At 59.3% G+C, this 12376-nt stretch carries 10 protein-coding genes and 1 tRNA gene; 6 read left to right on the top strand and 5 right to left on the bottom strand.

Annotation, left to right across the window (positions count from 1 at the left end):
- Positions 1 to 97: 97 nt before the first annotated feature.
- Positions 98 to 173, bottom strand: a tRNA-Met gene (locus BGO89_11530).
- A 172-nt stretch (positions 174 to 345) separates the two neighbouring features.
- Here BGO89_11530 and BGO89_11535 point away from each other — a divergent pair.
- The 4 genes from BGO89_11535 to BGO89_11550 all read left to right on the top strand — a co-directional run bounded on the left by BGO89_11535 (position 346) and on the right by BGO89_11550 (position 6855).
- Positions 346 to 2769: a phenylalanine--tRNA ligase subunit beta gene (locus tag BGO89_11535; GenBank protein OJX57127.1), complete on the top strand. Its 2424-nt coding sequence runs from the start codon at positions 346 to 348 to the stop codon at positions 2767 to 2769.
- Positions 2769 to 4580 (top strand): hypothetical protein, encoded by a 1812-nt coding sequence (locus tag BGO89_11540; protein OJX57128.1) that lies wholly within the window; start codon positions 2769 to 2771, stop codon positions 4578 to 4580. Before BGO89_11535 ends, BGO89_11540 begins: the two co-directional genes overlap by 1 nt.
- 38 nt (positions 4581 to 4618) lie before the next feature.
- Positions 4619 to 4909: a hypothetical protein gene (locus BGO89_11545; protein OJX57129.1), complete on the top strand. Its 291-nt coding sequence runs from the start codon at positions 4619 to 4621 to the stop codon at positions 4907 to 4909.
- Between the two features lie 380 nt (positions 4910 to 5289).
- On the top strand, positions 5290 to 6855 hold the full coding sequence (locus BGO89_11550; protein OJX57130.1) for a ribonuclease Y: 1566 nt from the start codon (positions 5290 to 5292) through the stop codon (positions 6853 to 6855).
- A gap of 117 nt (positions 6856 to 6972) precedes the next feature.
- Here BGO89_11550 and BGO89_11555 read toward each other — a convergent pair whose 3' ends face one another.
- Positions 6973 to 7809, bottom strand: coding sequence for a hypothetical protein (locus BGO89_11555; GenBank protein ID OJX57131.1), 837 nt, complete (start codon positions 7807 to 7809; stop codon positions 6973 to 6975).
- A gap of 188 nt (positions 7810 to 7997) precedes the next feature.
- Positions 7998 to 8840, bottom strand: coding sequence for a hypothetical protein (locus BGO89_11560; protein ID OJX57132.1), 843 nt, complete (start codon positions 8838 to 8840; stop codon positions 7998 to 8000).
- A gap of 146 nt (positions 8841 to 8986) precedes the next feature.
- On the opposite strand from BGO89_11560, the gene BGO89_11565 reads away from it, so the two are divergent.
- Positions 8987 to 9358, top strand: coding sequence for a hypothetical protein (locus BGO89_11565; protein OJX57133.1), 372 nt, complete (start codon positions 8987 to 8989; stop codon positions 9356 to 9358).
- 74 nt (positions 9359 to 9432) lie between these two features.
- Complete coding sequence (locus BGO89_11570) at positions 9433 to 10632, top strand: hypothetical protein (protein ID OJX57134.1); 1200 nt, start codon at positions 9433 to 9435, stop codon at positions 10630 to 10632.
- Here BGO89_11570 and BGO89_11575 read toward each other — a convergent pair.
- Positions 10629 to 11543, bottom strand: a complete 915-nt coding sequence (locus tag BGO89_11575) for a hypothetical protein (GenBank protein OJX57135.1) — start codon at positions 11541 to 11543, stop codon at positions 10629 to 10631. The two genes, BGO89_11570 and BGO89_11575, sit on opposite strands and share 4 nt — an antisense overlap.
- Before the next feature lie 198 nt (positions 11544 to 11741).
- A complete protein-coding gene (locus tag BGO89_11580; GenBank protein OJX57136.1) occupies positions 11742 to 12374 on the bottom strand; it encodes a hypothetical protein in 633 nt (210 codons plus the stop codon).
- Positions 12375 to 12376: the final 2 nt, after the last annotated feature.

Genomic DNA, 12376 nt, shown 5'->3' on the forward strand with positions numbered 1-12376 from the left:
TGTAGAACGATCTAACCCTGTCTAGTATCGGGGTATCGGGAAGAATTCAATACAAAAAGCCCTCGAACACATCTGTATTCGAGGGCTTTCTTTTCCGTTGTAGCGGGGGCAGGACTTGAACCTACAACCTTCGGGTTATGAGCCCGACGAGCTACCAATTGCTCCACCCCGCGGTAGGGATTACAAATATACGGCTTTCTTCGAGATCACCAAACGGTAAAATGATTTGGCCGCTTCGACCGATGAAAACGGTCGTTGTCACCACCATCGTGTGCAAAACTAGCGATGCCCCGTAGCTCGTTGACACCATTATATTTGCCCGTATTCACGTAGAATTAGCTTCAAATGAACATTTCTCATCGCTGGTTGCAGGAATTCGTGGAACTGGACCCGGTCGCGTGGCCGCCGTCCCGTATCGGTCAGGTGTTGACCGATCTGGGAATCGAAGTGGAACACATCGACGACCAGGCCAAGGCTCTCGAAGGATTCCTGACCGGCTTCGTCAAAGAACGTATCCAGCATCCGAATGCCGACAAGTTGAGCGTCTGTACGGTCGACGTCGGCGAGGGCGCGGACCGTACGATCGTCTGCGGGGCGCCGAACGTGGCGGCCGGACAGGTCGTGGCCGTGGCTATCGATGGTGCCGTGGTGCCGAACGGCGGCTTCGTGATCGCCCGCCGCAAGCTGCGGGGCGTGGAGTCGCAAGGCATGATCTGCTCGAAGGCCGAGCTGAACCTTGGTGAAGATCACGATGGAATCTGGGTGCTGCCCGCTGATACGCCGATAGGCCTGCCACTGGCCGAGGTGATCGGACGTAACGACGTGATCTACGACATGGCCGTGACGCCGAATCGCGCAGACTGTCTGTCCCATATCGGTATCGCCCGCGAACTGAAGGCGGCGATGCGCGAGGATCCCCACACGACGTCGTACAAGGTCGGGCCTATCGCAGCGCAACCCGGAGCGGATGCAACGGTACAGGCCGTGGATAAGGAACTCTGCCCGCGATATGCGATTCGCACGATCCGCGGCGTGAAGGTGCAGGAATCTCCCCAATGGATGAAGGATCGGCTGACGGCCGTGGGCCTGCGTCCACGTAACGTCGTCGTCGACGTCACCAACTACGTGCTGATGGAATGCGGTCAGCCGCTGCATGCCTTCGACGCCGGGAAGTTGAAGGGCGGTACGATCATCGTGCGCCGTGCCATGGATGGGGAGGACTTCGTCACACTCGACTCGAAGTCGCGCACATTACGTGGCGATATGCTGATGATCTGCGACGCCGAACGCCCGGTGGCCATCGCCGGCGTGATGGGCGGAGAGAACTCGGAGATCGACGAGGCGACGACGGATATCGTGATCGAAAGCGCCTGTTTCAATCCGAGCAGTATCCGCAGGACGGCGAAGGCGCTGGGTATTTCCAGCGACGCGTCCTACCGATTCGAACGCGGCGTGGATATCGAGAACATCATCGGTGCCCTGGACCGAGCGACGGAACTGATCTGCTCGCTGGCCGGTGGAACGCCGGGCGAAACGATCGACGTCTATCCCGAACCGTATGTCCGTCCGACGTTCCGCGTCCGCAACGAACGTATGCGTTCGATGAACGGTATCGACGTCGACGACGCATCGATACGGTCGATCTGTACATCCATCGGATGCGAGATCGGCGATGCCGATGCATCGTCGTTCATGGTGACGGTGCCGTCGTGGCGGGTCGATCTGCATGAAGAGATCGACATCTGCGAGGAAGTGGCTCGGCTGGTCGGACTGGACAACATCCCCGCGGCGACCCATGCGCGTGTGGTCATGTCCGGTGGCGGTCTTCGGGCGGATCTCAAACCCGCGCCGTTGACGCGCAGGTTGCGGACGACGCTGGCGGACATGGGATTCAGCGAGTGCTATACGCTGGTGCAGACGTCGCCCGAGCTGGCCCAGGCCGGTGGTGGGGACGTGGTGATGCTGAAGAATGCGCTCGGCCGCGAGAACAGCGCCATGCGGACGTCGATGATGACGTCGCTGCTGGCTTCGGCTGCGCTCAATCATCGTCATGGAGCAGAGTCCATCCGTCTGTTCGAAGCGGGGAAGGTATTCTTCGCCGATGGCAAGGAGGAACTGCGCGTTCGTGAGGAAGAACGTCTGGCTTTGTTGTGGACAGGCCTGGCCGAGCGGCACTGGAGTGCCAAGGACCGCCCGGCCGATCTCTACGATGTCATCGGTACCGTGCGGACCATGCTCGAACGGTGTGGTATCGACAACGTCGTCTTCCGTCCTGCGGAAGCATCGACGATATGGTCGGTCAACGTGCTGAACGTCGTGGTACGCGGTGCGGTCATCGGTCATATCGGTCAGGTCTCTACCGCGCTTTGTGCGCAACTGGACCTCGACAGACCCGTCCATGCCGCCGAAATCGGAATACGTACGTTGCAGCAGGGAACGAAGAGCTATACGGCCATTGGCCAGTATCCGGCGATGCGTCGGGACGTCGCCTTCGTCGTCGACGATGCGGTGACGGCTGGAGACATTGCGAAGGTCGTGCGTTCGTCGTCCTCGACGCTCCTGCGCGAAGTGGACGTCTTCGACGTCTACCGTGACGTGCGTCAGCTCGGCGAGGGAAGGAAGAGTATCGGTATCGCGTTGACGTTCCGCAGTGACGAGCGCACGCTCGTCGACGGTGACGTCGACGACGTCGTTCGAAGCATTATTTCAGCCGCGGCTACGACACTTGGAGCGTCGGTTCGCGGCGGTACGGACCAGGAGAGCGCCTGATGAGCCCACGACCCAATCCCGAGCAGCAACCGCAGAATCTCTTCGAAGAGGATGCGGTCAACAAGGCCCAACCCGAACTGGAGGCGTCCGTCCTACGATTCTGGGACACGGTGCGGAAGTCGGCCGACGTGATCGTGACGTTGCGGCAGGAGAATTCCATCCTGCAGTCGCAGGTGAACGCTCTCCGGTCGGCCCTGAAGGATGCCGAAGCGGCAGCAGGTACCGATCCCGCTGCCGAAGCACGGATACAGCACCTGGAATCGAAGGTTCTGGATCTCGAGGTGTCTCTCGAGATGGCGCGGGAGGAAATGCAGGCCGCTGTGGATCGGGCTACGACCGCCGAACAGGCGCTGGCTTCGGTCGAACCTGTCGAAATCGTGCGCGAAGTCGCCGTGGTCGACACGACGCAACTCGAGCGGCAGCGCTCCGAACACATAGCCGAGATCGATGCCCTGGAAGGACGCATCAGAGGGTTGCTGGAACGGGTCGAAGCGTTGTCCGATAACGAACGTTCCCTCCTCGATCGGGCTACGGCTGCAGAGCAGGCACTGGCGTCGGTAGAGCCTGTCGAAGTCGTCCGTGAAGTCGAAGTACTGAAGGAAGTGGAAGTCGTACGTGAAATCGCCGTCGTCGACACCACACAACTCGAGCAGCAGCGAGAGCAGTACATGGCCGAGATCGCTTCGCTGGAAGGGCGCATCAAGGGATTGCTGGAACGAGTCGAGGCATTGGCGGACAATGAACGTTCGTTGCTGAACCGCATCGCCCTACTCGAGAGCGAGTTGCGCGATGCCCGTGAGGAATTGAGCGCCTTGCCGAGTATCGGAGACCAGCGTCCCGACAGCGATAACGAAGAGCTCAAGCGCAGCATCGATCGGGCCGAAGACGAGATCAAGCAGTTGAAGGGCGATCTCGAGGCCCGCGAAGAGCAGATCGGACTACTACGCATGGCAGAAGAAGAAATCCAACGACTCAAGGCCGAACTCACGCGGCGGGACGTCCAGTCGTCGTCGATCATCGAGCTGGAAACGGAGATCGGGCAATTGCGCGACGCACTGGCACGTAATACGACGTCCGCGACGCAGGTCAAGGCCGCTGAGGAGGAAGTCCGCTACCTCCGCACGGAACTGTCCTTGCGGGACGAGCAGATGGGCCTGTTGCGGGCAGCCGCCGACGAGAGTGGGGAGATCATCCGCCAGCGCGATGCCTACGCGGCGTCCATCGAAGACCTGAATACCGAACTGGGGCAGCTTCGTCAACGCCTGTCCGAGGCCGAGGCGCTGGTACAGGACCATACGTCCATCGCCCAGCAGCTCATGCAGGTACGGCTCGAACTCGAAGGCCGTACCCAGCTCCTCCAGGAACTCCAGGAATTGCAGGAAACGCTGCTCATGCGTTCGCAGAACGACGACGCACCGTCCGTCAATGCCCAGTATACGGCCGACGTCGAGCGTATCACGTTGGAACGCGATGCCCTCGAAGCTCGGCTCGACGAACTGGAGCCCGTGGCCCTGCGCTTCGTCGAAGCCCAGGACAAGCTGCAGGGACTCGAAGACGAGATACGGACCCTGCACGATGAACTCGATCGGGCCATGGCCATCGTCGAAAAGTATCGCGCCGCGGGACTTCGGCATATCGAGGATCCGATGATGGAGGGGCAGATGTTCCTCTTCGGAGGCGTTCCGGCACCGGTGGCATCCGACGGCATCATGCAGGCCGAAGCGATCCTGACCGGGGACGACATTCTGGATCTGGCCGATCGTCTGGACGGTGTGGCCGGACGTCTGCAGGAATTGTTCGGAATTCGTTAGATTTGAGCCACTACTAACGATAACGCTGGCACGACACCATGTCGAAGGCGATCCGAGTTACGATTGGTGGAAAGGATCTTACTCTTCGTGGAGATAACGAAGAGAAGATCAAGAAGTCAGTCAGGGAAGTCAATCTTCAGATCCAACAGCTGCAACAATCGTTGCGTGAGCAGTCGACCCCGACGCTTGCACTGCTGGCGGCTCTGAACATCGCAGAACGATACCAAGAAGCTGAAGCACAGAACGCACAGGATGTCCGTTTCGTCAGCGACGAACTGGACAAGATGGCTCAATACCTTGAACGTGCCTGGCGGCAACCGCTTCCCTAATCCCTTCCAGGACTTGCACACTCCCTCCGGTCGCTCGTTCGTCGAGAGTCCTTCGGTACGGTTCGTGTCGGAAAAGGCGTAGCCGCATTCCGCTATCGTTGTCGCACGCTTGATAAAGAACCTAACATTTTGTCTTTACAGGGAAACAGGCTCTGACCATCAATGGCAGGCCTCATCCGTTGCCTGACGGCAAGGCAGGAACACCCCGGGCCAGGTACGGGATCATGATCCTCAGTGGAAGTCAGCGATGGCCAGGATGTTACCCACCGTGCGTAAACAGAAGGTTCTTTAGAGACCGTTAACGGGGCACAGTCCCCGCGGCGATAGTGGATGCGGCTCTTTTTTTGACCGATACCGTCAGGGGACGGGAAGGAGCACGCATGGATCAATCGGTGATGGGCATCGTCGTGGGCGTGGCAGCAGCGCTCGTCGGCTTTCTGCTCACATATCTTACCGGCAAGAAGATGGCTGCCCGCGTGGTAGCCGATGCCGAAGCGAAGGCCAAGTCCGTAGTGGAGGAGGCTTCGAAGGACGCCAACAACATCAAGAAGGAAAAGATTCTCGAAGCCAAGGAAGAGGCGCAGAAGCTGCGCCGCCAGGCCGAGAGCGAACTCGATTCGAAGTCGGTGAAGGTGAAGAACCTCGAGAAGGAGCTTCGCAAGCGTGAAGAAGGACTGGATCAGAAGTTCGAAGTGATCTCCAAGAAGGAGAAGCAACTTGCGACCCTCGACGCCGAACTGGTCAAGAAGTCGTCCAGCGTCGAACAGAAGGTCAAGGAAATCGATTCACTCGTCGAGGAGCAAAACGTCCGCCTCGAGCGCATCACCGGCATGAGCCGCGACGATGCCAAGAAGTATCTGATCGACAACATGGTCAACGAGGCCCGCGCCGATGGCGCCCAGCTCGTCAAGGACATCCGTGACGAAGCCAAGGCCAACGCTCGCAAGGAAGCACAACGTATCGTGCTCCAGGCCATCCAGCGCACGGCTTCCGATCATTGCGTGGAGTCGACGGTTTCGGTAGTCAACCTCCAGTCGGAAGAGATGAAGGGCCGGATCATCGGTCGTGAAGGACGGAACATCCGGGCCTTCGAAGCAGCGACGGGAATCGACCTGATCATCGATGATACACCTGAGGCCGTGGTGATTTCCGGCTTCGACGCATTCCGTCGTGAAGTGGCACGTACGGCCCTGGAACGCCTGATGGGCGACGGCCGTATCCATCCCGCCCGCATCGAGGAAGTCGTCGAGAAGGTCCGCAAGGAACTGGAAGAAGAGCTCGTACGTGTGGGCGAGAACGCTCTCATGGAACTGGGCATCCACAATGTCCACCCGGAAATGATCCGGTACATCGGCCGGATGAAGTACCGCTCGTCGTATGGACAGAACCTGCTCAGCCACTCTATCGAAGTGGGCTTCCTGACGGGTATCATGGCCAACGAACTCGGCCTCGACGTCAATCTGGCGAAGCGCGCAGGCCTCCTGCACGACATCGGAAAGTGCGTCGATCGTGACCTCGAAGGTCCTCACGCCCTTCTCGGTATGGAACTCGTCAAGAAGTACAAGGAGCATCCGCTCGTCGTCAACGCCGTCGGTGCCCACCACGACGACATCGAGATGGAATCCCCGATCGCCGTGCTCGTCCAGGCTGCCGACAGTATCAGCGGAGCCCGCCCCGGTGCCCGCCGTGAATCGCTCGAGAACTACATCAAGCGTCTGCAGAAGCTGGAAGAGATCGCCACGAGCTTCGACGGTGTCACCAAGACCTATGCCATCCAGGCAGGTCGCGAAGTGCGTGTTCTCATCGAGCCGGAGCGTATTGACGATCTGCGTGCCGATCAGCTCGCGAACGACATCGCCAAGCGCATCGAAACGGAGATGGAATATCCCGGCCAGATCAAGGTCACGGTCATCCGCGAACGTCGCAGCTCGGCTTTGGCGAAGTGATCGGAATCCGGCTCGAACGTCGTTGCGAATTCCATACCTGAGACAGTAACAGTAAAGCCCATCCGACATTCGTCGGATGGGCTTTTTCGTTGTCGGTCGGTCGGAAGAAGATGATCGTCAGGCCGGCTTCTTCCGCAGGACGAAGGCCGCTTCCATCGCCAGGGCCCGTACGGGCGGAAACCAGCGCAGCCAGGAGATGTCGACGGTCGGAATCGGTTTGTTGTACTTCCACCGGAACACCGGCCGCAACATGAAATACCGTTCGTCCACGATATCGAGTCCGCTATCGGCGGCTGCATGCCGTACATCCATGGCACTCAGCCTGATGCGATGAAGCCGGCGTACTTCTTCGGCATTCACGGCTCCGCCGCGGGCGACGAGTTTCATGAACAATGACTTCGGCAGGAGATGGACGAAGGGAATGCCTCCCGATTTCGTACCGAGAAGTTGCTGATGCCCACCGAAGGCCGACGTATAGGGCGGGAAGGTGACGAGGACGACGCCTCCGGGTGCGAGAAGCCGTGAGATGTTACGGAGTGCGATCGTCGCATCGTCGAGGTGTTCGATCACGTCGCGCAGGATGACGACGTCGAAAATGCCCGTCCATTCGGGAAGGGGATTCTCGTAGATCACGTCGTGATGACTGTACGTGATATCCAGGCCGAGCTTTTCCGCTATCGGAGTCGATATCGTCGTCAACAGCAGATCCATGATATCGGTACCTACTGCGAGTGTCGTGCCTCGTTCCACGAACGCACTCAGAACGCCACCTTCGGCACAACCGATCTCGATGACGCGGGCAGGTCGGGGGAGTACGTGCAGGCGCTCCAACCATGGTACGAGCGTGTGTTTCGCCAGGCGATACTGCATCCGGAAATTTCGCTTCGTCCATGGAAGCCATGCTGGCATCGACTCCACGACGTCCGCGAAATCCGAACGTTGATTATTACTCATGATCCTGCAAAGGTACGAAGAATGCCCTGCTCCTTCGTGTGAGCGGATGGGGCGCATTTCACGATCGGTACCGGTCATGGCTTCGTCAAGTCATGTGACGTTCACGACCTGCTTCTACGCCCCTAAATGACGAGGCCCATCCGATGGTCATCGGACGGGCCTCGCGGATCGACTGGACGTCGGTATCGTCATTCCTGATCCTGATCTTCTCCACCACCCTGTTCGAGCAGGGAGAGTTCCTCGTACCAGAACGCACCTTCGGCCATCGCACCTGGGTCGAAGGCACTTACACGGGCCAGGAAGGCGATGCGTGCTTCATCCGGAACCTGGATGTTGGGGAAGGACTCGGCGATGGCCTGCGGGTCGACGCTCTTGAGCATGTCGTCATAGGCCTGCATGGTCTGGACGAGATGGCCTACGCTGGCGTTGACGTACTGCATGGCGAAGAAGCCCCAGTCTCTCTGGAGCAGGGCAACGACGCCGTCAGCGCGCTCGTCGATGCACAGGGCATCGTCATCTTCGGTATAGCCGAGCAGCCAGTATGCCTGGAAGTAGCGGTCGTAATCCTCGTCTTCGCCATCCAGTTCCTCGGCTTCGGCCAGGCGCTTCAGTACAGGCTCGAAAGAGAGATAGGGCTCCGCTTCGTCGGGGAGGCCTACCTGCGTCAACGTATCGAGGGTCGTCGTCGGGACGAGCATGTCCTTGAGTGCATTCTTGTCGTACTTCACCAGGGGACGGCCCGCCCAGGTCTTGTTGAGTTCCGCCGGAGAGGGGACGGCGGCCGGCTCGTCGGCGGCAAGGACGCTGTACAGATACTGGGACGTACTCAGCGTCATGTGCGACATATAGAGAAGGTCGATGAGCTGTTCGTCCTCGGGCTTCTCTTCCACGGCAGTGGAGGCGAGATCACGTGCTTCGTGCAGCATGTCCCGATGATCGTCGCTCATCGTCGCGAGAGCGTCCGGATCTTCGAGTATGGCAGGTACGCCGACGGTGTTCAGGAGGGCGTGAATTTTCGTTATGACGTCCATGGAGTCGATACGCTTTCTGGATGGAATGGGTGAATCCGGCCATACGGACGGAAATTTCGTGCGCAACGTAGGGAATTCCCCCGAACATTCGGAAAGAACTTTTCCCATCGGATTCCACCGGGGAACAATGTACGATCTGGTGCGGTATGGCCATCGTCATGAAGACATTCCTGCTCATCGCCGTCACATTGTTCGCCGCTGGTGCGGGAGGCCGACTTCATGCCGGAACCTGGTGGCTGGGTATCCATCCGATGTTCCGTGCGATATCCATGGTATCGTCCTGTATCCCACCTCACGGAATCGCCGGCGACGTACCGGTTACGTCCAATTGTTCCATCGCACCTACGACGTGCAGCTATTCCTGTATCTATATACAGGATGGCCAGGAAATGCATCGCTGCATGGTGGTGAGTACGCAGAGCCTTTGCAAACAGGGTATGCCCGCCTACAGTGGCGGTTGTCAGATCCCGACGTCCTGTGATCGTCCGCCAATGGGAGGGCCATGTACATGCGACTGACCCACGCGCATCGAACGATGAACGAACGATCGCCAATGAGTCGTAGTCGGGTCCTTTCACTTGTCGTCATCCTCATGACGGTCATGTCCACGTCGTCCGGTACCGCGAACGCAGCGGATACCATCCTTGTCGTCACGAAGTCCGATCGCCAGTTCGTGAAGTACTTCAACGTCGTGAACGGCTTCGAGGATGCCGTCGTCGTCTATCAGTTCGGTGAAGTGACCGTTGCCGGCAGCGGCTCGGTACGCCGCGTATTCCTCGATGCACAGATACCTTCCGATGGTTACGTGCAGAACGGACCGGACGTCGGCGTACAGGAGGATCTGAGGAAGGTGCTGAGGACGCAGCCCTTCTTCATCGAGAACGACGAGGATTCCATCCGCTTCTATCGCGAAGCGTCGATCCGGAACTACAACGTCGGACTCGAACGATTCACGGATACCTGGAAGCTCGATGACCGTACGGAATACGTGGCGCGTCTCGTGCGGGCGAGCGATGGTGTCGTTCTCCAGACTATCGACAGCGTCATGATCGATTCCACTGCGACACCCGGCACATGGGCGACGTTCGAAGGGACGTCTCCGCACATGTGGTGCCGGTCTGTCTTCGTCCTGCCGACGGCACGGGCCTGCTCGGTCTACGTCGAGATCGCCCCCCGGCGCCAGGGCTCGTCCCACTATGGTATGGTCGCGTCGATGAAGGAGGCCGACTATTCCCTCGGCGCGTTCTTCTCCTGCGGAAGCGCGAACGTCACGCCCGCACAGAACGGAGCTATCCGGAGACAACGGTTCTCGCGGATCATCGATTACTTCGATGCCTTCTATGCCCAGTACTGTGCGCTGCCGGACTGGACCTATCTCAGCCTGATCAAGCCGGAAGCGGATTCCATCATCCGTCGCTACTACGAGTACCAGGGAATGACCCCGGAAGGGGATACGATCCACCGCGTCAAGGCATGCGGTCAACCGAAGAATGCCGCCGAGGCGGGACGCGAAAGACTGGCGGACAGACATCGCGCTATCAACATCGCCGCGATACGGTACGATGGAGGCATGCTGTCCATCGGCATCGATTCCGAGCGGGAACAGCAGGCCGTGATCAGTGTCGTCCATGCCACTGCTGTCCGGTCGTATGCCGTAGGAAGGTATGATCTCGCCGATGGACGTACTGATCTCTCACTGCACGTCGATCTGACGAACGGCATATACATCGTATCCATCTATCAGCCCGATGCCGGAGCATGGATCTCCCGGGAGTTCGTCGTCGTTCGCTAACCCCGTACCAGCAGTATCACACCGGCGACGGCGATGACGGCGCCGATGATGACTTGTGGGCGCAGGCGCTCGCGATAGCGGACCGCGGCGATAGTCATGACGACGAAGGGAATGAGAGAGAAGATGGTCTGGGCGATACCCGCGTCGAGATGCTTGACGGCGATGAGCGAGCACGTAACGCCTACGATGGGGCCGAAGACGGCGCCGATCAGCATGCTCCGTGCACCCTGTTTGTCGGCGAAAGCCGTCCGCATCGGATAGATGCGTGTCCTCCTCATCATGTCGAGCAGATACGTGGATGCGAATCCGATACTCATCCGAAGGAACGTCGCATGGAAGGGGGAAAGAGGCTGTTCTTCGAGACCGAGCTTGGCGAGAACGAGGCCTACGCCCTGGCATACGGCGCCGCCGATGGTATAGAGAACGCCGGCCGTGAACGAGCCATAGCCGTCGCGATCGACGTCGCTCCGTTCTTCCGTACCGCTCAGTGAATACATGATGCCGGCGATGGACAACGTCATGCCGCCGATGCCGATCCACGAAATCCGCTCGTCAAGTGCAATGAAGCCCGCGGTGGCGGCCGCTGCCGGAGCGATGGTGCTGATGACGCTTTGTCGTCGCGCGCCGAGGATGCGCAGACCACTGAAGCCGAGGAAATCGCCGATCGTCAGACCGACGATACCGGACAGCCCGAGCCAGATCCATTGCGTCGGTGTGGCGCCCCTGATGAGCTGCCAGGGCCAGAAGGGGGTGAGGATGCAGGCCAGGATGCCTGTGGCGACCACGGCCAGGGCAAGCCGCGTCCGATTGAGCAGGGCGGGATTGATGGCGCGCGAGGCCGTAAGGAAGGCCATCGTTCCGACGCTCCACAACAGCAGTGTGGACAGTGCCGCGGCGATACCGAGGATCATCGTCTGTACGAAGCGATAAACGGTGGGAAAAAGAAAACCCTGGACATTGCTGTCCAGGGTCTCGTATCAGCGGTTCTTCTTCTTGTGGCGATTCTTGCGTAAACGCTTCTTGCGCTTGTGCGTTGCCATTTTATGACGCTTACGCTTCTTTCCGCAGGGCATGATGACCTCGAGGATTGTTGTTCTGGAAAATGGTAGTTATGATGTCTGTTGCAGTGTCTGGATGACGTTGGCAGCCCTCTTGCCGATGTCGGAAGCGGGGTCGACGTCGCGGCATTTCTTCATCCATATGAGTGCACGATCGGGGTTGTTGCTCCGGACGTACATCACACCGATGTTGAACATGGCGATCTGGTTGCGTGGTTCCGATATCAGGACCTGTTCGATGATCGCGATGCCTTCGTTCTGCCGTCCAGTCTCGAACACGGCATAACCGTAGTCGATGTTGACGGCATGGTTGTTCGGATCGATGTTGTCAATGAACCGCTTGTAGTAGGTCACCGCTTCGGCATATCGACCGAGGTCGTAGCAGATGTTGGCGGCGGAAATCACAAGCATGCTGTCGTTCGGGCGTTCGGCCAACTGCTTCGAGATGTTGTCCAGCAGGGAGGACAGACGTTCGTTCCTCTGCTGCTGGGCCACATCGGCCTTTTCCGCGTTGTCGGCAGCCTGGCGCTGACGACTGCGTTCTTCGGCGAGGGGGCGACCCTTCTCGACGTCCTGCGAGACCAGCCATCGGCTGACGCCATAGGACGCTCCACCGATGAGCAGCACGGCAGCCAGTGCCAGAAGCAGGGGGCGACCCGTACGAACGTCAGGACGGTCGGACATGG

Origin of the sequence: Candidatus Kapaibacterium thiocyanatum (assembly GCA_001899175.1) — a bacterium.
Lineage (GTDB): Bacteria > Bacteroidota > Ignavibacteria > Kapaibacteriales > Kapaibacteriaceae > Kapaibacterium > Kapaibacterium thiocyanatum.